Here is an 18,766-nt window from a genome sequence, read left to right on the forward strand (position 1 = left end):
CCGGCGGACCTCCCTTCGATCGGCGCCGGGCTGCGGCGATCACCATCCCGTTCGCCCTCGCCCGCGCACGGAGTCCAGGTGCGGCAGGTCGTGGCCGAGCCGGTCGCGCTTCGCCGTCAGGTACCGGACGTTGTGCTCGTCGACCGGCTCCAGCAGCGGGACGCGCCCGGTCACGGCGACCCCGTGCCCGGTCAGCCCGAGCACCTTGTCCGCGCTGTTGGACAGCAGCCGGACCGACGCGACGCCGAGGTGGCGCAGCACGCGCGCGGCCGGGCCGAAGTCGCGCACGTCCACGGGGAGGCCCAGCGCCGTGGCCGAGTCCACGGTGTCGAGCCCCTGCTCGTCCTGCAGCACGTGGGTGCGGATCTTGGCGACGAGCCCGATCCCGCGCCCCTCGTGCCCGCGCAGGTACACGAGAACGCCGCAGCCCTCGTCCACGATCGCGTCGATCGCCGACCGCAGCTGGGCCCCGCACTCGCAGCGCAACGCCCCGAACAGGTCGCCGGTCAGGCACTCGGAGTGCACGCGGACCAGCACGTCCTCGCGCCCCCGCGGGTCGCCGCGGACGAGGGCGAGGTGCTCGTGCCCGTCCACCGGGTCCCGGAACGCCACCGCCCGGAACGGCCCGTGCCGCGTCACCAGCTCCGACTCGGCGACGTCATCCAGCCCGCCGTCGTGCATGTCCTGCATCCCGTTCCCCTCTCGTCCCCGCTCGTCCCCGGCGGCGAACCGTGGGAAGGTCCCCGGTGATGGACCTCCTCCCGGCCGACACCACGCTCGACGAGCGCGAGCGCGGTGCCACCGTCGCGCTGCTGCCGATCGGCAGCGTCGAGCAGCACGGCCCGCACCTGCCGCTGACGACCGACACCCTCGTCGCGTGCACGCTCGCAGTCGAGCTCACCACCGCCTACGTCGTCCGCAGGCTGCCGCCCGTGACCATCTCCTGCTCCCACGAGCACGCGGCCTGGCCCGGCACCGTCAGCATCTCGGCCACCACGCTCGCCGCGGTCGTGCGCGACGTCGCCGCGTCCGTGCACCGGGCGGGCGTGACGTCGCTGGTGCTCGTCAACGGCCACGGCGGCAACTACGTGCTCGGCAACGTCGTGCAGGAGGCGAGCCTCGGGCCGCTGCGGATGGCGTTGTTCCCGGGCGAGGCCGACTGGGAGGACGCGCGCGCCGAGGCCGGGCTCGTCACGGCGGGACCGTCGGACATGCACGCCGGTGAGCTGGAGACCTCGATCCTGCTGCACGCGCATCCCCACCTGGTCAGGCCGGGGTTCGAACGGGCCGACGAGCTGGCGGACGACCGCAGGCACATGCTGAGCCGCGGGTTGCAGGCGTACACGGAGTCGGGTGTGGTGGGCCGCCCGTCGCTGGCGACCGCGGAGAAGGGACGTGCGGTGCTGGCGAGCCTGGTGCGCGGGTTCGCCGGCTACCTGTGAGCCTGCGCCGGGTCGCCAGGCGCAGCAGCAGCACCGCGGCACCGGGTGAGCACGCCACCAGGCCCAGCACGCCGTAGGCGACGGCCGCGGAGACGCCCTGCGCGGCACCGAGACCGACCGCGCCGAAACCGACGGCGGCCACCGCCTCCCGCGGGCCCCACCCGCCCACGTTCAGCGGCAGGGCCATCACCAGCAACGCCAGCACCAGCAACGGAAGCAGCTCGACCACCGGCGCGGACGTGCCGGCCGCGCGGGCGGCCACGACGAACGTGGCGAGGTAGCCGCCGAGCGCCACCACGGACAGCCCGAGGACAGCGGGCCACGTGCGGCGCAGCGCGCGCAGGTCCGCCGCCAGCGGGCGCAGGCGGGAGCGCAGGGCCCAGCCGAGCACCGGCGCCGCCACGAGCACCGCGACGCCGAACCACCCCGCTGCGGGCACCGCGTCGCCCGCGACGCCCAGCAGCGCGGGTTGCGCCGCCAGTACGCCGGCGGCCACGACCACCAGCACCAGCAGGCCGACCAGCCGCTCGAGGGCCACCGCCCGCACCCCGCGCCCGACGTCGCCCGCCCGCCTGCCGTGCCCGAGCGCCCGGTGCACGTCGCCGAGGACGCCCGCGGGCAGCACCGCGTTCAGGAACATCGCCTGGTAGCAGTCGGCGACCGCCGCGGGGAGCGGCAGCCGCAGGCCGAGGCCGCGCGCGACCAGGCACCACCGCCAGGCGCTGCAGACGGTCGTCACGACGCCGATCCCGAGCGCGGCCAGCACCGGCCCGGCCTCCAGCGCCGCGAGCCCGTCGGCCACCGCGTCCGGCCCCGACCACCACACCAGGACGGCGACGATCGCCACCCCCGCCAGTGGCCGCAGCACACCACCCACCGTCATGCCCCGCGTCCCGGCAGGGCGAGGAGATCCGCGTGCCCGACGACGACGCGCAGCTCCCCGCGGGCCGCGGCGTCGAGCCTGCGGCGCAGGTACGCGTCGGTCTCGGTGGCCAGCGACGGGCTGTGCGCGCACGCCGCCTCGACCCAGCCGCGCAGCCACTCCTCCACCAGGGCGCCGTCGCCCGCTCCGAGCCGCCACGGGCTCGGCGCGCGCACGACCCGGGCGCCGAGGCGCCGGAACGCGGCGGCGGCCGCGGGCGGGGCGTCCGGCCCGAGGAGCCGCCGTCCCCCGACCGTGCGGCGCTGGTGGGCGTCGAAGGCGGCGGCGAACGCGGCGTCGAGCGGGTCCGCCGGGGTGAGCAGCACGCTGCCGGTGACCGACAGGGTCAGCAGGGCCGGGCACGCCGCCGCCGTGCACGCGGCGGCGAGGCGCTCCACCTCGTCGACGGTCAGCAGGTCCAGCAGGGCCGATGCGGTGACGAGGTCGGTGCCGGCGAGGCGGGCGGCGTCGAGCTCGGTGAGGTCACCGGGGCAGGGCTCCGCGGTCACGTGCGCGGGCAGGCCGGTCACGGCGCGGTCGAGCAGCGCGGGGTCGCGGTCGTGCAGCACCCAGTGCTGCGGGCCGGGCAGCCGACCGGCGAGCCAGCGCCCCATCGACCCGGTGCCGCAGCCCAGGTCGCGCACCACGAGCCTGCCCGCGGGCAGGTGCGCGCGCGCCTGGTCGGCGAGCTCGACGGCGCGGGCGGCGGCGTCGGCGGGCTCGCGCAGCGCGAGCCAGTCCGCCCCGACCGGCGCGTCCGGCCTGCTCATGCCCCGCTCCTGCGGGCCGTGAGCGGAGACGAGTGCTCCAGCACCCGTATCCACTCACGAGCCGCTACGTCCCAGCCGGGCAGCTGGGGGCGGCGGGCGCGGGCGGCGTCCCGCGCCGCCGTGCGCAGGCCCGGCTCGTCGAGCCAGCGGCGCAGCGCGGCCGCGAGCGCCGCGACGTCCGCGGGTGCCACCAGCAGTCCCGGCACGGTGCCCCCGGGTGCGCGGCCGAGCGTCTCGGGCACCCCGCCGACGGCGCACGCCAGCACCGGGATCCCCCGCGCCAGCGCCTCGGTGACGACCATGCCGTAGGTCTCCGCGCGGGAGGGCAGCACCAGCAGGTCGGAGGCGGCGTACGCGGCGTCGAGCGCCGGACCGGTGAGCGGGCCGGTGAGTTCCACGCGGTCGTCCAGCCCGTGGCGGCGCACGAGGGCCCGCACGGCGTCGACGTGCGCCGCGTCGCGGGTGAGCGGGCCGGCGAGCCGGCACGTCCAGCTCCGGTCGGCGAGCCGGGCGAGGGCGTCCACCAGCAGGTCCTGGCCCTTCGTCGGGGTGAGCGACCCGACGCAGAGCAGCCTGCCGCCGTCCTCGTCGGGGACCGCCGAGGGGGCGGGCTCGACGCCGGGCGGGACGACGTGCACCCGCTCGGCGGACAGCCCGTGCACCTGCGCGAGCCGCCGCGCCGTCCACGGGCTGGTCGCCACGACCGCGGCCGCGGCGTCCAGCGCGGTCCGTTCGCGGGCGCTGCGGTCGGCGGCCGTGGCGGGGGCGAGACCGGCCTCGTCGCCGAGGGGCAGGTGCACGAGCACCACGAGCCGCAACCGCCCGGCATGGCGCGCGAGGACCTCGGGGACGGCGCAGCCCACCAGGCCGTCGAGCACCACGGCGGCGCCCCCGGGCACCGCGGCCAGGCGCCGGTCCAGCTCGGCGCGGGCGGCGTCGTCGGGCTCCGGCCACGTCCCGGCCACGGCGATCTCGTGCACCGGGCGGCCCGCGGCGACCAGGCCCGCGCAGACGCGGCGGTCGTAGGCGTTGCCGCCGCTGGGGCGGGCGGGGTCGTCGACGTCGCCGGGCAGGACGACGTGCACCGCGGCGCCGGTCACAGGGTGCGCTCGTAGCTCGCCCAGGCGACGTGCGACTCGTGCAGGGTGACGGCGATCGCGGCGATCCCGCGGGCGCCCTCACCGAGCGCGCCCGCGTGCACCTGCTCGGCCAGCCGGTCCGCGATGTGCCGGGCGAGGAACTCGGTGGAGGTGTTGACGCCGGCGAAGGCCGGTTCGTCGTCGAGGTTGCGGTAGTTCAGCCCGGCCAGCACCGCGCCGAGCTGCTGCGTGGCCAGCCCGATGTCGACCACGATCCCGTCGGCGTCGAGATCGGGACGGCGGAACGTCGCGTCCACCACGAAGGTGGCGCCGTGCAGGCGCTGCGCCGGGCCGAAGACCTCGCCGCGGAAGCTGTGGGCGACCATCACGTGATCGCGGACGGTGATGCTGAACAAGATCGCTCCCTTGCACGCGCGGGCTCCGTCCTACCGCACACGCGCGCCACGCCCGGACGGTTCACCGCCGCGCCGACCGCGCCTCACGCGTCGTCGTAGCGCACCCGCACGCAGAGCGCGGGCGGCTCACCCGCCGCCAGCCGGGGCAGCAGGGCGGGAAGCTCGTCGAACGCGTGCTCGCCCCCGACCAGCGCGTCGAAGCGGGGGTCGGCGAGCAGCCGCAGGGCCAGCGCCATGCGACCGGCGTAGCCGCGGCTCGCCCGGCGCGGCGACACCGTGCCCACCTGGCTGCTGCGCACCGCCAGCCGCCGCGGGTGGAAGGCCTCCCCGAGCGGGAGGCTCACCCGCCGGTCGCCGTACCAGGACAGCTCGATGACCTCGCCCTCGGCGGCCAGCAGCTCCAGCGACCGCGCCAACCCGGCCTCGGTGGCGCTGGCGTGCACCACGAGGTCGCAGTCCCCCAGTGCGCCGTCGGGGCTCGCGAACCCGACGCCGAGCGCCGCCGCCACGCCGGCCCGGGCCGGGTCGACGTCCACCAGCTCGACGCGCGCGCCGGGCAGGCCGGCCAGCACGGCGGCGACGCTGCACCCGACCAACCCCGCGCCCACGACCGCGATCCGGTCGCCGACGAGCGGCGCCGCGTCCCACACCGCGTTGACGGCGGTCTCGACGGTGCCTGCGAGCACCGCGCGTCCCGGGGGCACGTCGTCCGGAACCGGCGTGACCGCCGCCGCCGGCACGACGAAGCGCGTCTGGTGCGGGTGCAGGCAGAACACGGTGCGCCCGCGCAGCTCGGCGGGCCCGTGTTCGACGACGCCGACCGCGAGGTACCCGTACTTCACCGGTGCCGGGAACTCGCCCTCCTGGAACGGGGCGCGCATGGTCGCGTACTGGCTGCGCGGCACCGCGCCGGAGAAGACGAGGGTCTCGGTGCCCCGGCTCACCCCGGTGTGGAGCGTGCGCACGACGACGTCGCCGTCGCCGGGCTCGGGCAACGCGACCTCCCGGATCTCGCCCTCGCCGGGGGCGCGGAGCCAGAACGCACGGGCGGTGTGGGGCATCTCGTTCCTCCGGGGTGAACTCCCCGGCCCGCGCGGACGTGTCGAGGAGGTGGACCGTGCAGTGGAGACCGGCACCCGCACCCTAGAGAAGGGGTGCCCGGACCAGGCCGCGGCCGCGAGCGCTCAGCTGCTGCTGCTCGCCGGCCTCGCGGGCGCGTTCGAGGTGGGGTTGCTCGGCGTCCTCGTCGGGGTCGGGTACGCCGCGGCGCTGCTCGCGATGCTGTCCGCGGCGATGGTCCGGGCGGGCCGGCCGCGGCTCGGACCCGCCGACGTGGTCACCCTGACCAGGGCGCTGCTCGTCGGCGGCGTGACGGCCGTGGTCGTCGACGGGCTGGTCCGCGGGGCGGCGGCGGTGCCCGCCCTGGTGGGGCTCGCGGCGGTGGCGCTGGTCCTCGACGCCGTCGACGGGCAGGTCGCCCGGCGCACCGGCACGGTCTCGGCGCTGGGCGCCCGCTTCGACATGGAGGTCGACGCCTTCCTCATCCTCGTGCTGAGCGTCCACGTCGCGGGTGTCGTCGGGCCGTGGGCTCTCGCGATCGGCGCCATGCGCTACGCGTTCGTCGCCGCCGGGTGGGCGTGGCCGTGGCTGCGCGGGCCGCTGCCCCCCAGCTACGCGGGCAAGACGGTGGCGGCGCTGCAGGGCGTGGTGCTCGTCGTCGTGAGCGCGCAGGTGCTGCCCCACGGGCTCGCGGTCGCGCTGGTGACCGTCGCGCTGGCGCTGCTGTGCTGGTCGTTCGGGCGGGACGTGCGGCGGCTGTGGGTGGCCTCGCACCGCGTGCCGGCCCCGCGGATGCCGTCCGACTGACCCCCGCGGTTCAGTCCGCCACGACCGGCGACCCCGAGTCGCACACCTCGCCTGCCCCGCACCCGCGCCCTGGCGTGTGTGCGAGGTCGTCGCGGTGTGTGCGGACGATCGTCGGTGGGCCAGGGCCGCGGGTTTCGGAGCCGAGGGCGGTGTGAGCCGCCTCGCTACCCGCGAACTGCGTGGCCGCGCGCCCGCCGAGATCGGTAGCGTCGGAAAGGATCCCCTCTCGACGTCAGGAGCAGTATGAGCAGCCCGGCCACCGGCCGCACCGACGACGCCACCGGGAAGCCGGTGCCGGCGGATGCGCGTGCGTCCGTCGTGATCGCGCTGCTGGTCGGCTCGGCGTTCGGGATGATCCTGAACGAGACGATCATGAGTGTCGCGCTGCCGGCGCTGATCGCCGACCTGCACATCACCGTCGCCACCGCGCAGTGGCTGACCAGCGGGTTCCTGCTGACGATGGCCGTGGTCATCCCGATCACCGGGTTCCTGCTTCAGCGCTTCCCGCCGCGGCAGATCTACCTGGCCTCGATGACCCTGTTCAGCCTGGGCACGCTCATCTGCGCGCTGGCCCCCGGCTTCCCGGTGCTCCTGACCGGCCGCGTGGTGCAGGCCGCGGGCACGGCCGTGATGGTGCCGCTGCTGATGACGTCGGTGCTGCGCCTCGTGCCACCGGAGCGGCGCGGACAGATGATGGGCACGATCACGGTGGTCATCGCCGTCGCGCCGGCGATCGGCCCCACGCTCTCCGGCGTGATCCTCACCGCGCTCGGCTGGCGGTGGATGTTCTGGATCGTGCTGCCGCTCGCGCTGATCGCGCTGGCGGCCGGGCTGCGGTGGCTGCGGGTGGCCGCCGACGTGCGGCCCGTCCCCCTCGACCTCGTCTCGGTGCTGCTGTCGGCGCTCGGCTTCGGTGGCCTGATCTTCGGCCTGAGCAGCGTCGGCGAGGCCGCCCGCGGCGAGGCGCAGCTGCCGCCGTGGCTGCCCACCGTCATCGGCGCCGTGGCGCTCGCGGTCTTCGTCGCCCGCCAGCTGCGGCTGCAGCGCGCGGGCAACGCCCTGCTGGACCTGCGTCCGCTGCGCCACCGGCCGTTCGTGATCTCGATCGTGCTGGTCGTGCTCAGCATGATGTCGCTGTTCGGGGTGCTGATCCTGCTCCCGCTCTACCTGCAGGACGTGCTCGGAGTCAACGCCTTCGCCACCGGGCTGGCGGTGCTCCCCGGCGGGCTCGTGATGGGGCTGCTGGGGCCCGTCGTCGGACGCCTCTACGACCGGCTCGGTGCGCGGAAGCTGGTCATCCCCGGGGCCGTGGTGCTCACCGTCGCGCTCTGGGCGTTCACCACGCTGGGGGCCACGTCCCCGCTGTCGATGGTCGTGGCGATGCACGTCGTGCTGGTCGTCGGGCTGTCGCTGATGCTCACCCCGCTCATCACCGACGCGCTGGGCCGGCTGCCCGGCGACCTCGACTCGCACGGCAGCGCGATCATGGCCACCATCCAGCAGGTCGCGGGCGCGGCGGGCACGGCGCTCTTCATCACGGTGATGGCGCTCGGATCGGCGACCGGCGCAGCCGGCACCGACGCGGCGGGTGCGCACGCGGCGTTCCTGTGCGCGGCGGTCATCGCCACCGTCGCCCTCCCCCTCACCCTGCTCGTCGGGGGTCGGCGCCAGGAGGCGACGACGGCCTGAGGGCGGTCGTCGCGCTCAAGCCCGGAAGGTTCCCCGCGGGGGCGGCGGCGACGCCACGGCCACGTCGTCGGTCACCGGCCGCGCACCGGCGCGGAACCGCTCGAGCTCCCTGCCGTGCAGCACCCGCCCGGGGAACCGGTCCCCCGCCACCCGCGCCGTCAGGTCGTCGACCGGCAGCGGCCCCGGCGCGCCGGCCAGCAGCAGGTTGCCGAAGCGACGGCCCCGGAGGACGGCGGGGTCGGCGGCGACGCAGGCGTGGGCGAACACCTCCTGCGCCGTGGCCACCTGGCCGCGGGCGAAGGCCAGCGCGCCGCCGTCGGTCAGGTTGGCCACGTAGGTCGCGGCGGGCGCCATGACGCGCGTGACGGCCCGCAGGAACTCCGCCGACGCCAGGTGCGACGGCGTGCGGGCGGCGGCGAACACGTCCATCACCACCAGGTCGAACGCGCCGTCGGGGAGGCGGGCGACGACCTCGCGCGCGTCGCCGGTGCGGACCCGCAGCCGCCACGCCCGCTCGGTCGGCAGCTCCCGGCGCACGAGCTCGACCAGCCCGGCGTCCACCTCGACCACCTGCTGGACGGACCGCGGCCGCGTCGTGGCGACGTAGCGCGGCAGCGTCAGGGCCCCGCCACCCAGGTGCAGTGCGCGCAGCGGACGGCGCGGGGGCGCCGCGAGGTCCACGACGTGCCCGAGCCTGCGGACGTAGTCGAACTCCAGGTGCGTCGGGTCGTCGAGGTCGACGTGCGACTGCGGCGTGCCGTCCACCAGCAGCGTCCAGCCGCGGCGGCGGTCCGGATCCGCCCGCAGCTCCGCGTCCCCGGTGCCGACCTGCGCGCGGACCGGCTCCCGCCCGTTCCCCCGCCGACCCGCCACGCGTCCAGTATCGACGCGCCGCGCACCGCCCCACGGCGGGCACCGCCGACCGCGAGCGGGTCAGCGCGCGCGGGTCGGGGGGCGGCGGGTGGCGGGCGTGCCGTCGGGGCGGAACCGTCGGCGGAGCGAGAACGCGCGGGCGGTCGGCCCGTAGGTGCGCAGGTGGCGCAACCGGCGCAGGGCGTCGTCCACCGCGGGGACGGTGCCCGCCGGCAGCCACCACAGCGCCGTGGACGGCTGCGGCGTCGCGGCGAACCACCGCGACCTCCGCTTCAGGAAGGCGGCGTGCGCGGTGCGGTAGGTGAACGCGTGCAGGGCCTCGTAGTCGCGCCACACCGTCAGGTTGACGAATACCGGCCCGCCCTCGCCGGGCTGGACGCAGATCCCGTGGCCGTCGTCGGTGCGCAGCTGCCAGACGAAGCCGGGGCTCGCGGCGGCAAGGCAGTGGATCGAGTCGATCCCCGCGGCGAACTCCCGCATGGACGGATCGTCGACCGGCGCGCGCAGCCGGGCGACGTTCACCTGCGCGAGGTGCTGCACCGGCGCCAGCGTAGGGGGGCGGGCGCGGCCGTGACCGCTGACCCGCACCCCGCGAACCCGACCCTCGCGGTCAGGACCACAGCCCGATCGCCAGCGCGGCGGTCGCGGCCGTGCAGGCCGCCGCGCGGACGTGGTTCCACGCGGTCCAGCGGGCGAGGTAGCCGGTCCAGACCTCGGCGCCCTGCGCGCTCGCCGGGTCCGCGGCGTCCAGCCGGTTGTTCATCGGCACGTTCACCGCCATCGTCAGCACGATGCTGCCGACGAGGTACAGCAGCGCCCCGGCGACGATCCAGGCGGTGCCTGCCCGGCCGCTGAACGGCGCACCGACGGCCAGCACCAGGCACAGGAGCGCCGTGCCGCCGAAGACGAGGCCGAACAGCGGGTTGAGGATCGTGCGGTTGATCTGCTGCATCGCCGCGGCGCCGTCGGCCGGGGACAGCCTGCGCAGCCCCGGCATCACCGCGGTCGAGAAGGCGAAGAACACCCCTGCCATCACGCCGCAGCCGACGGCACCGAGCAGCGCGACGGCGGGCAGGACCGAGTCGATCATGACGTCTCCTGGCGATCGGGGAGGAGCGTGGACACCACGTCCTCGAACCGGGTGGGGGTCGTCGTGGCGGGGGTGCGCCCCTCGTGCGGGGTGATGGCGCCGGCCGAGAGCGCGTGCCCCATCTCGACGTGCAGCGCCGCGGTGTCCGGGGAGAACCCGCCCTGGACCAGCGCGCCGATCATCTCCTCGTCGGGGAGCCGGACGTACTGCAGGTCCGGGTTGCCGATCGCCGCGCCCAGGATCCGGGTGGCCTCGGTGTAGGTGAGGTCGCGCGGGCCGAGCAGCTCGCGGACCGCGACACCCGTCCAGTCCCGGGAGCGCAGCGCCGCGGCGGCGACCTCGGCGATGTCCCGGGTGGCGATCATCGGCACCGCCACGTCGGGGTCGACCACGTCGGCGTTGACGCCCATGGCCTCCACGAGGTCGACCGCCGCGACGATGCTCTCGAAGAACAGCGTCGGCCGCAGGAACAGCACGTCGACGCCGTCCAGCGCGCGCAGGCGCTGCTCCTGGGGGTACAGGCTCGCGGCGATGAACCCGGTGCCGTCCGGCAGGTCGGCCCCGAGGCTGCTCAGGGCCACCACCGAACGCACGCCCGAGTCCCGGATGGCCGTGACGATCGCCTCGCCCAGCCGGGCCTGCTCGGCCCGGAAGTCCGGCGCCGTCGGGCTGTAGGGCAGCAGCGTGTGCACGGCGTCGGCCCCGCGGAAGGCGCGGGTCAGGAAGTCCGCGTCGCCTGCGTCACCCGCGACGACCTCGGCCCCGTCGGCGGCGAGCCGGGCGAGCGCTTCGGGGTTGCGGCCGACGGCGCGCACCTGCTCACCCGCCGCCGACAGCCGGCGGACGATCTTGCTGCCGACCTGGCCGGTCGCTCCCATCACGGTGATCATCGGGTTCTCCTCGGGGTCGTGGTCGTCCTTGCTCGACGTCCAGGCTGCCGGGGCGGAACTGGACTTCCCATCGCCGGGAGTCGCACTTCCATGCTCGTTCGTCCAGGTCTGGTGGACGCTCGGTCCTCCGGCCCGGCACACTGACCGTCGTGCTCACGAACCCGCTGCACGCGGACGACCCGCTCGGCGAGGCGCTGCACTTCCTGCGCGTCACCGGCAGCTTCTACTGCCACTCCGAGCTGACCGCGCCGTGGGGACTGACGGTGCCGGACTGGCCGGACTGCCTCTGGTTCCACATCGTCACCGCCGGGCGGATGCAGCTCGAGGTGGGCGACGCCGAGCCGCGGGTGCTGCAGGCCGGGGACCTCGCGCTCGTGCCGCACGGTCGGGGCCACACGCTGCGCAGCGAGCCGGGCACGATCGCCCCCGACGTCACGAGCATCGAGCACGAGTTCCGCAACCGCTACGGGATCCTGCGCCACGGCGGGGGCGGAGCCGCCACCGTGCTCCTCTGCGGGGCGGTCCGGCTGGACCACCCGGCCGCGCACCACATCGTCCCGCTGCTGCCCGACGTGATCCACGTCGAACCCGGAGGAGGACCGCAGGGCGAATGGATGCAGAGCACCCTGCGCCTGATCGCCGCCGAGGCCTCGGAGCTGCGCCCCGCCGGTGAAGCAGTGATCACCCGGCTGTCGGACATCCTCGTCATCCAGACCCTGCGGGCCTGGATCGAGCACGACCCGGCGGCCCAGCGGGGCTGGCTCGGCGCGCTGCGCGACCGGCAGATCGGCCGGGCGATCTCACTGATCCACCGCGAACCCGCGCGGGACTGGACGGTCGCGTCGCTGGCCACCGAGCTAGCCATGTCGCGCTCGGCGTTCTCGGCCCGCTTCACCGAGCTCGTCGACGAGCCCGCCATGCGCTACGTCACCCGCTGGCGCATGCACGTGGCCCGCACCTGGCTGACCGAGGAGGGGGCCACCGTCGGCGAGGTGGCGGGCCGGCTCGGCTACCAGTCGGAGGCGGCGTTCAGCCGTGCCTTCAAGCGGATGGTCGGCGTCTCCCCCGGCGCCGTCGGCGCACGGGGCCGCGACCAGGTCCAGCGGCTCCACGAGCCCGCCTGACCGACTCGTGGTCGTGAACGTCCGCGCTGATCAGGAGCCTGCCGCCACCGGGCGCAACGGATGAACCGGACACCGCCGGACGGCGGCACGGGCGCCTGACCCGAACGGGGCACCGCCCCGCCGCTCGTCGCTCGCCGACGCGCTCTCGTCCCATCCGCCGGCCCTCTGACGTGCAGGGGACCGGGAGGTTGCTTACGTTGCCTCTCGGATACATGACGGCACGGTCACGAAAAGGACACGGGACTCCCCACCCGCCGGCTCCCCCGAACCGGACGCCCTTACCGTCGCCGTCGGTCCGGAAGGCAGGTCGTGGCTCGGCATCGCTCCCCCCGGGGCCGAGGCGCGCACCAGCACCCGCTCACGGTGGCTCCCGGCCGCCGCCGTGCCGGCGCTGGCGCGCTACGGTCCGTACCGACCCCGCTGCGGCGGGGTGCCGCCGCAGTGGCCGTCACCGGCAGCGCGTTCTCGCTGGTCGGCGGCGCACCACCCGAACCGGAACGGGCTCCCGCGCCCGCCGTCGTGCCGGTCGCGCAGGCCGAGCTCGACGAGCCGGACGAGCTCGACGCGGCGGGCGCCACGGGCGCGTCGCTGCTGGCGGCGGCCGTCGAGCCGGTCGACCCCGACCCGGACGTCGCCGACGCGAGCGAGCTGGTGAAGGCCGTGCAGCTCGCCGAGCAGGAGATCGCCCGGGTCGCCGCCGAGAAGGCCGCCGCCGAGGAGCGGGCCGCGCAGGAGCGCGCCGCCGCCGAGGCCGAGGCTGCGAAGGGCCCGGTGGACTGCGGCCTGGACCTCTCCGACCTGGGACGCGTGAAGTCGAACGTGCGCAACGCGGCGGAGCAGCTCGGCTGCCGCTACGGCGAGCCGGACATGCACGGCGTCGCAGGCCGGGCCGGCACCTCGGACCACCCGAGCGGCCTGGCCGTCGACTTCATGGTCGACCGCGCCACCGGTGACGCGCTCGCCTCCTGCGCACTCGAGAACATGGACACCCTGGGCGTCAAGTACGTGATCTGGGAACAGCAGATCAACCACGGCAACGGGTGGAAGGGCATGGAGGACCGCGGCGGCGCGACCGCCAACCACTTCGACCACGTGCACATCTCGTTCGAACGCGGCGGAGGTGGCGGCTCCCTCCAGGGCTGCTGACGCCGCAACCGCAACACGCGGGGTCACCGATGACAGCCCTGCGTAACCGATCCGCTATCGTGCGTGACGGATCGACGCGCGACCCGGCTCCCCACGGGTGGGATCCCCCGATCCGCCGGTTCCCCCGAACCGGTCGCCCGGACGGGTCGCGCGATCCGGAAGGCAGGTCGTGTCTCGGCACCGCTCCCCCGGCGGCCGCAGCGCGCACCAGCGGCCCGTTCTGAACGCGGCCGCGCTCCCCGGTGCGCAGGCCCACCGACCGGCGCGCCACCGCGCCGCTGGCGAGTTCGTCGTGCGCAACGGCATGGCGGCGGTCGCCGCGGGCGGCGCGCTCGCCGTGGCCGTTCCCACCGTCGCCGCCACCACCATCACCGCCCCCGTCACCGAGGCGGCGGCCGACGGGACGCTCGTGCGCCCCGTGGCCGCGGTCCCCGGGGGCGATGTCCGGATGCTGACCAGCATCCTCCCGGTCGCGGCCACGCACGAGCCGGAACCCCCCGAACTGGACGTCGCCGACCTCGTGAAGGCCACCGGCCTCGCCGAGCAGCACGCCGCCGCGTTCTGCGACGACGTCGACCTGGACGACCTGGGCCGCGTCAAACCGTGGGTGCGGGCCGGCGCCCGGTTCCTCAGCTGCCTCTACGACGAGCCCGAGCTCATCGGCAAGGCCCACCGCAGCCGCGACTCCGACCACCCGCGGGGCCTCGCCATCGACCTGATGGTCCGCGGCGAGCGGGGGGACCGGATCGCCGAGTGCGCCCTGGCCAACCAGGACGAGCTCGGCGTCGACTACGTCATCTGGGAGCAGCGGTACAACGACGGCGGCGGCTGGGAGCGCATGTCCGACCGCGGCGACGACACCGAGAACCACTACGACCACGTGCACGTCTCGTTCGACGAGGACGCGCCGGAGTCGACACCGCGCCCCGATCGCTGCGGCTGACGCCGCCGTGAGTGAGCGCAGCGAGCGAACCATGGACACAGCGTGGGCCGCGAAGCGGCCGACCGAGCGCAGCGAGGGAGGACGGTGAGTGGATACGAGTGCTCCGGCACTCGTATCCACTCACGAAGCGGTCAGGCGCCGATGCGGCCCGGTCGGCCGCCCGGACCAGCTCGCCAGATGTTCACCACCGACGGGCGCGGCTGGGTGCCGGGGCCGTCGGGCCAGGTGCTCATCGGCGTCTCCGGGCTCGCGCCGTCCAGGTCGCCCGGGTGCTGCGGCGAGATCAGCACGAACCCCTCGGTGACCACCGGGCCGCAGCACTCCGCCCCCGCCGGGACGCTCGCGAACAGCGTGGTGCGCCCGCGGGTCGGGCCCTCCAGCGACACCCCGTACAGGCCGTCGTTGATGTTCAGCTCCAGGCCGGAGTCCGTGGAGATCCACAGGTTGCCGTAGGGGTCGAACGCGAGGTTGTCCGGCGAGGTGATGGGGCTGACCTGGCTCTTGTCGAACCCGCCGAAGTAGGTGCTCGGGTCGTTCGGGTCGCCGCACAGCAGCAGGATCGACCAGCCGAAGCTCGTGGCGGTCGGGTCGTTGCCCTCCTCGACCAGCTCGATGACGTGCCCGTGCTTGTTGTCCAGCCGCGGGTTCGCCTCGTCGGGGCCGGTGGTGCGCGTGGCGTCGGCCTTGCCGCGGTCGCTGTTGTTGGTCAGCGCCAGGTAGACGGTGCCGGTGCGCGGGTTGGCCTGGACGTCCTCGGGGCGGTCCATCTTGGTGGCGCCCACCTTGTCCGCCGCCTCGCGGGTGTAGACGTACACCTCGGCCGCGGTCATGCCGTCGACGAACGAGCGGTCGCCCGCCGCCAGCGGGATCCACTCGCCACCACCGTCGAACGCACCGTCGGCGGGCACCGCACCGTTCCCGGTGATCTCGGCGGCGGGGCTGTTCCCGGTGAACCGGGCGACGTAGAGCGTGCCGCGGGTGAGCAGGGTGCGGTTGTGCTCACGGGCGGCACGGCTCTCGCCTTCCCGCATCGCCTCGTCCGAGACGAACTTGTAGACGTAGTCGAACCGCTCGTCGTCGCCCATGTAGGCCACCGCGCGCCCGTCCTCGGCGAGCCGGATCGTGGCGCCCTCGTGCTTGAACCGGCCGAGCGCGGTGTGCTTCAGGGGCGGGACCGCCGGGTCGAACGGGTCGACCTCGACCACCCAGCCGAAGCGGTTGACCTCGTTGGGCTCCTGCGCCAGGTCGAAGCGGGAGTCGAACCGCTCCCACAGCCGCTCGGTGCCCGCCTCCTCGATCCCGTAGCGCTGCACGCGGGCGGCCGCGACCGGGTCGGAGATCGAGCCCCCGTTGGCGAAGTACTGGTTGAAGTTCTCCTCGCCGGACAGGAACGTCCCCCACGGCGTGACGCCGCCCGCGCAGTTGTTGAACGTGCCCAGCACCCGGGTGCCGGAGGCGTCCGCACCGGTCTTCAGCAGGTCCGATCCGGCCGCCGGGCCGTCGAGCACGAACTCCGAGGTGCCCGTGTAGCGGCGGTTGTACTGCCCGTCGAGCACCGGCGTCATGCGGCCGGTCTCCCGGTCGCGCTCCACGACGACCACGGTCAGGCCGTGCGCGGCCAGGCCGATCCGGAACTGCTCCTCGGTGGGGTCGGCCGGGTCGTACCCGCGGAACATCAGCGGCTCGAGTGTGTACTCGTGGTTGGAGAACATCAGGTACCGCTCGCCGGGGCCACGCAGCGGCACCAGCCCGCAGAAGTCGTTGTTGTAGCCGAACTGGGCGGCCTGCGCCTCGGCCGTCTGGTTCTCGAAGTCGAACTCCGGCGCCCCGGGCACCACCGGGTCGCCCCAGCGGATCACGACGTTGCTCTCGTAACCGGGCGGCAGCGTGATCGCGTCGGTGGTGTTCGGCGGCACCGGCTCGTACGCGAGGCCCTGCGGCAGGCCGGGCTCACCACCGGCCTGCGGGCCGGCCCCGGGCGCGCAGGCCGCGGTGGCGGTGGTGGCGCCGGCGGCGAGGGTCAGGACGGCACCGGCGCGCAGCACGCCGCGGCGGCTCACCGCGCGGGCGAGCACGTCGCCGAAGTACTCGTTCTCGGAGGTGTTGGGCTCGTCGTGGGCGCACGCGTTGCCGCAGCGGTAGCGGCAGGTGAGTCCCTGCCGGCCACCGTGGCGGGGGGTCAGCAGCGGCAGCGAGAGAGTGGACCGGAGACCGGTCTCCGGGCGTGGCAGGGCCACCGTCATCCTCCAGGGGCGTTCGGGAAACGCGCTGACCCTAGGCAGGGCCACTGAGGGTGGGATGGCGTCCAGATGGAGCAGAGGTGAACGTGCCCGGGGAGGGCGAGGCGTGCGTCACCCCGATCACCCTGGGCGAACACCGCCGCTCTGGGCGAACACGGGCCCGGTGGGGCGCAGAACCGTCCTAGCGTCGGGTTCTCGCCGACGACAGGAGCCCCCGTGCCGATCACCAGCGCCACCCACCCCCGACCGCCGTTCCCCACCCCGAGTCCCTCGCCCCTGCCGCCCGCGCAGCCGTCCCCGCCCCCGGTCCGCGGCCTGGTGCTGCACTCGTCACCGGCCACCGTCCCCAGCGGTTCCGACCCGGTGCTGGACCGGCTGCTCGAGGAGCGCATCGTGTTCCTCGGCCGGGAGGTCGACGACGAGATCGCCAACCGGATCAGCGCCCAGCTGCTGCTGCTCGCCGCGCTGGACCCCGAGCGCGACATCACGTTGTACATCAACTCGCCCGGCGGCTCGGTCACCGCGGGCATGGCGATCTACGACACGATGCGCCTGGTCCGCCCGGACGTCGCGACCTGGGCCATCGGCTTCGCCGCGTCCATGGGGCAGTTCCTGCTCTCGGCCGGCACACCGGGCAAGCGGCATGCGCTGCCCCACGCGCGGATCCTGATGCACCAGCCCTCGGCCGGGATCGGCGGCAACGCCACCGACATCGCGATCCGCGCCGGGGTCTACGGCGAGATGAAGCGCGAGATCGCCGAGATCACCGCCCGGCACACGGGCCAGACCTTCGAGACGATCACCGCCGACGCCGACCGCGACCGCTGGTTCACCGCCGTCCAGGCCCGCGAGTACGGCCTGGTCGACCACGTGGTGCAGGCCTGACCCACCCGGGGTGGAGGCGGCGATGGCGGGGTACCCAGGCCCGGTGCCCCGGTTCCGCATACCGCTGCCGCTCGTGCTCGCCGTGCTCGTCGCCGTACCGGGTACTTACCTCGGTGCGGCGTCCTACCTCGGCCTCCCGCACCCGGAGCTGCCCGCACCGCTCGGCGCGCTGATCTACGGCATCGCGATCATCGCGGCCGCGTTCGTCCTCTCGTGGGCGGCCGAGGCGGCCCAGGTCGACGTCAGCGCCGGGCTCGCGCTGGCGGTCCTCGCCCTGCTCGCCGTGCTGCCCGAGTACGCCGTCGACTTCGTCTTCAGCCTCCAGGCGGGCCTCGTCTACGGGGAGCACGGCGAGTGCGTGCCCACCCCGGACGGCGCCAACCCGTGCTCGCTCGCGCTCGCGAACATGACCGGCGCCAACCGGGTGCTCGTCGGCATCGGGTGGCCGGTCGTCGTGCTGGTGGCCGCGGTCGCGGCGCTGCGGGCGCGCCGGGCGGGCACGGCCACCGGCGTCTCACCCCGCGGCGTGACGATGCCGCGCGCCATGTCGGCGGAGATCGTCTACCTCGGGATCGCCACGGTGTACTCGCTGCACCTGCCGCTGCGGACCTCACTCACGCTGCTCGACGCCGCCGTGCTCGTGTCGATCTTCGTGGCGTACGCGATCCGGCTCGCGAAGGCACCGGCCGAGGAACCGGACCTCATCGGCACCTCGGCCTGGATCGGCGGCTTCGAACGCCGGCGCCGCCGCAGCACCTACCTGTCGCTGTTCGCCGTGGCCGCGCTCGTCATCCTGGCCAGCGCCGAGCACTTCGCCGACAACCTCGTGCAGACCGGCGCCGAGCTCGGCGTCGACGAGTTCCTGCTGGTCCAGTGGGTGGCCCCGATCGCGAGCGAGGCGCCGGAACTGATCGTCGCCTGCCTGTACGCGGCCCGGCTCAAGGCGAGCGACTCGCTCGGCACCCTGCTGTCGAGCAAGGTCAACCAGTGGACGCTGCTCGTCGGCACCATCCCGATCGTGTTCGCGCTCGCCTCCCGCTCGGTGCACGGCCTCCCGCTGGACGCCCAGCAGCGCTTCGAGCTGCTCCTCACCGCCGCGCAGTCGCTGTTCGCCGTGAGCCTGCTGATCGCCCTGTCCCTGACGGCGTGGGGCGCGGTGGCGTTGTTCGTGCTGTTCGCCATCCAGTTCGTCGCCAGCCTCACGCTCCCGACCGAGGTCGACCGCGTCGTCGTGATCGTGCTCTCGGCCCTCTACGTCGTGCTCTCCGCCGGGCTGCTGCTGCGCAGGCGACGGGCGCTGGGACGGACCCTCCGCGACGGTCTCGTCACGCCCTTCGACGAGCTGGCGGAGGGTGAGCGGGTGTCGCCCTCTCGGTGACGGAGCCGTCGCG

General features: G+C 75.0%; 18 protein-coding genes and 1 pseudogene. 8 read left to right on the forward strand and 11 right to left on the reverse strand.

Features of this window, described 5'->3' with window-relative positions:
* Positions 1-39 precede the first annotated feature (39 nt).
* The gene (locus FB558_RS08925; RefSeq protein WP_142050199.1) at positions 40-690 is read right to left on the reverse strand and encodes a GTP cyclohydrolase II; all 651 of its coding nucleotides are present in this window, start codon (positions 688-690) and stop codon (positions 40-42) included.
* 59 nt (positions 691-749) lie between these two features.
* Here FB558_RS08925 and FB558_RS08930 point away from each other — a divergent pair, with 59 nt between their 5' ends.
* Positions 750-1,442, forward strand: a complete 693-nt coding sequence (locus tag FB558_RS08930; protein WP_211366230.1) for a creatininase family protein — start codon at positions 750-752, stop codon at positions 1,440-1,442.
* 115 nt (positions 1,443-1,557) lie between these two features.
* On the opposite strand, the pseudogene FB558_RS08935 reads toward FB558_RS08930, so the two are convergent.
* From FB558_RS08935 to FB558_RS08955, 5 genes and pseudogenes are all read right to left on the reverse strand, one after another.
* Positions 1,558-2,325: pseudogene (locus tag FB558_RS08935) on the reverse strand (lysylphosphatidylglycerol synthase transmembrane domain-containing protein); the annotation flags it as partial.
* The gene (locus FB558_RS08940; RefSeq protein WP_142050205.1) at positions 2,322-3,134 is read right to left on the reverse strand and encodes a methyltransferase domain-containing protein; all 813 of its coding nucleotides are present in this window, start codon (positions 3,132-3,134) and stop codon (positions 2,322-2,324) included. The pseudogene FB558_RS08935 and the gene FB558_RS08940, both read right to left, overlap by 4 nt.
* On the reverse strand, positions 3,131-4,234 hold the full coding sequence (locus FB558_RS08945) for a glycosyltransferase family 4 protein (RefSeq protein ID WP_246106329.1): 1,104 nt from the start codon (positions 4,232-4,234) through the stop codon (positions 3,131-3,133). Before FB558_RS08945 ends, FB558_RS08940 begins: the two co-directional genes overlap by 4 nt.
* Positions 4,231-4,629: a 6-pyruvoyl trahydropterin synthase family protein gene (locus FB558_RS08950; RefSeq protein WP_142050211.1), complete on the reverse strand. Its 399-nt coding sequence runs from the start codon at positions 4,627-4,629 to the stop codon at positions 4,231-4,233. Before FB558_RS08950 ends, FB558_RS08945 begins: the two co-directional genes overlap by 4 nt.
* Before the next feature lie 83 nt (positions 4,630-4,712).
* Positions 4,713-5,690: a zinc-dependent alcohol dehydrogenase gene (locus FB558_RS08955; protein WP_142050214.1), complete on the reverse strand. Its 978-nt coding sequence runs from the start codon at positions 5,688-5,690 to the stop codon at positions 4,713-4,715.
* 49 nt (positions 5,691-5,739) lie between these two features.
* Here FB558_RS08955 and FB558_RS08960 point away from each other — a divergent pair, with 49 nt between their 5' ends.
* Both FB558_RS08960 and FB558_RS08965 read left to right on the forward strand, forming a co-directional pair.
* On the forward strand, positions 5,740-6,495 hold the full coding sequence (locus FB558_RS08960; RefSeq protein WP_246106330.1) for a CDP-alcohol phosphatidyltransferase family protein: 756 nt from the start codon (positions 5,740-5,742) through the stop codon (positions 6,493-6,495).
* 243 nt (positions 6,496-6,738) lie between these two features.
* Complete coding sequence (locus tag FB558_RS08965; RefSeq protein ID WP_142050217.1) at positions 6,739-8,184, forward strand: DHA2 family efflux MFS transporter permease subunit; 1,446 nt, start codon at positions 6,739-6,741, stop codon at positions 8,182-8,184.
* Positions 8,185-8,199: 15 nt separating this feature from the next.
* On the opposite strand, the gene FB558_RS08970 is transcribed toward FB558_RS08965, so the two are convergent.
* The 4 genes from FB558_RS08970 to FB558_RS08985 all read right to left on the reverse strand — a co-directional run bounded on the left by FB558_RS08970 (position 8,200) and on the right by FB558_RS08985 (position 11,037).
* Positions 8,200-9,057, reverse strand: coding sequence for a spermidine synthase (locus tag FB558_RS08970; RefSeq protein ID WP_142050220.1), 858 nt, complete (start codon positions 9,055-9,057; stop codon positions 8,200-8,202).
* 60 nt (positions 9,058-9,117) lie between these two features.
* The gene (locus tag FB558_RS08975; RefSeq protein WP_211366232.1) at positions 9,118-9,597 is read right to left on the reverse strand and encodes a DUF3291 domain-containing protein; all 480 of its coding nucleotides are present in this window, start codon (positions 9,595-9,597) and stop codon (positions 9,118-9,120) included.
* A gap of 70 nt (positions 9,598-9,667) precedes the next feature.
* Positions 9,668-10,147: an anthrone oxygenase family protein gene (locus FB558_RS08980; protein ID WP_142050223.1), complete on the reverse strand. Its 480-nt coding sequence runs from the start codon at positions 10,145-10,147 to the stop codon at positions 9,668-9,670.
* On the reverse strand, positions 10,144-11,037 hold the full coding sequence (locus FB558_RS08985; RefSeq protein WP_142050226.1) for an NmrA family NAD(P)-binding protein: 894 nt from the start codon (positions 11,035-11,037) through the stop codon (positions 10,144-10,146). The genes FB558_RS08980 and FB558_RS08985 overlap by 4 nt, the downstream gene beginning before the upstream one ends.
* A 149-nt stretch (positions 11,038-11,186) precedes the next feature.
* Here FB558_RS08985 and FB558_RS08990 point away from each other — a divergent pair, with 149 nt between their 5' ends.
* The 3 genes from FB558_RS08990 (at position 11,187) to FB558_RS09000 (ending at position 14,250) form a co-directional block, all read left to right on the forward strand.
* The gene (locus FB558_RS08990) at positions 11,187-12,161 is read left to right on the forward strand and encodes an AraC family transcriptional regulator (RefSeq protein ID WP_211366234.1); all 975 of its coding nucleotides are present in this window, start codon (positions 11,187-11,189) and stop codon (positions 12,159-12,161) included.
* 441 nt (positions 12,162-12,602) lie between these two features.
* On the forward strand, positions 12,603-13,307 hold the full coding sequence (locus FB558_RS44405) for a VldE C-terminal domain-containing protein (protein WP_246106331.1): 705 nt from the start codon (positions 12,603-12,605) through the stop codon (positions 13,305-13,307).
* Positions 13,308-13,476: 169 nt separating this feature from the next.
* A complete protein-coding gene (locus FB558_RS09000; protein ID WP_142050231.1) occupies positions 13,477-14,250 on the forward strand; it encodes a VldE C-terminal domain-containing protein in 774 nt (257 codons plus the stop codon).
* Positions 14,251-14,381: 131 nt separating this feature from the next.
* Here FB558_RS09000 and FB558_RS09005 read toward each other — a convergent pair whose 3' ends face one another.
* Positions 14,382-16,487 carry a PhoX family protein gene (locus FB558_RS09005; protein ID WP_425467981.1) on the reverse strand — a complete coding sequence of 702 codons (2,106 nt, stop codon included), beginning with the start codon at positions 16,485-16,487 and terminating at the stop codon, positions 14,382-14,384.
* A 318-nt stretch (positions 16,488-16,805) separates the two neighbouring features.
* Here FB558_RS09005 and FB558_RS09010 point away from each other — a divergent pair, with 318 nt between their 5' ends.
* Both FB558_RS09010 and FB558_RS09015 read left to right on the forward strand, forming a co-directional pair.
* The gene (locus FB558_RS09010; protein ID WP_342787357.1) at positions 16,806-17,375 is read left to right on the forward strand and encodes an ATP-dependent Clp protease proteolytic subunit; all 570 of its coding nucleotides are present in this window, start codon (positions 16,806-16,808) and stop codon (positions 17,373-17,375) included.
* A 22-nt stretch (positions 17,376-17,397) separates the two neighbouring features.
* Entirely contained in the window at positions 17,398-18,753 is a 1,356-nt protein-coding gene (locus FB558_RS09015; RefSeq protein WP_142050237.1) for a sodium:proton exchanger, read from the forward strand.
* The last annotated feature ends 13 nt before the right edge of the window (positions 18,754-18,766 follow it).

Source organism: Pseudonocardia kunmingensis, assembly GCF_006716445.1.
GTDB classification, from domain to species: domain Bacteria; phylum Actinomycetota; class Actinomycetes; order Mycobacteriales; family Pseudonocardiaceae; genus Pseudonocardia; species Pseudonocardia kunmingensis.

Excerpts from the sequence above, each read along its gene's own strand:
- FB558_RS08985 (WP_142050226.1), bottom strand. The coding sequence starts at position 11,037 with ATGATCACCGTGATGGGAGCGACCGGCCAGGTCGGCAGCAAGATCGTC.
- FB558_RS08955 (WP_142050214.1), bottom strand. The coding sequence starts at position 5,690 with ATGCCCCACACCGCCCGTGCGTTCTGGCTCCGCGCCCCCGGCGAGGGC.
- FB558_RS08940 (WP_142050205.1), bottom strand. The coding sequence starts at position 3,134 with ATGAGCAGGCCGGACGCGCCGGTCGGGGCGGACTGGCTCGCGCTGCGC.
- FB558_RS08925 (WP_142050199.1), bottom strand. The coding sequence starts at position 690 with ATGCAGGACATGCACGACGGCGGGCTGGATGACGTCGCCGAGTCGGAG.
- FB558_RS08980 (WP_142050223.1), bottom strand. The coding sequence starts at position 10,147 with ATGATCGACTCGGTCCTGCCCGCCGTCGCGCTGCTCGGTGCCGTCGGC.
- FB558_RS08930 (WP_211366230.1), top strand. The coding sequence starts at position 750 with ATGGACCTCCTCCCGGCCGACACCACGCTCGACGAGCGCGAGCGCGGT.
- FB558_RS08965 (WP_142050217.1), top strand. The coding sequence starts at position 6,739 with ATGAGCAGCCCGGCCACCGGCCGCACCGACGACGCCACCGGGAAGCCG.
- FB558_RS09015 (WP_142050237.1), top strand. The coding sequence starts at position 17,398 with ATGGCGGGGTACCCAGGCCCGGTGCCCCGGTTCCGCATACCGCTGCCG.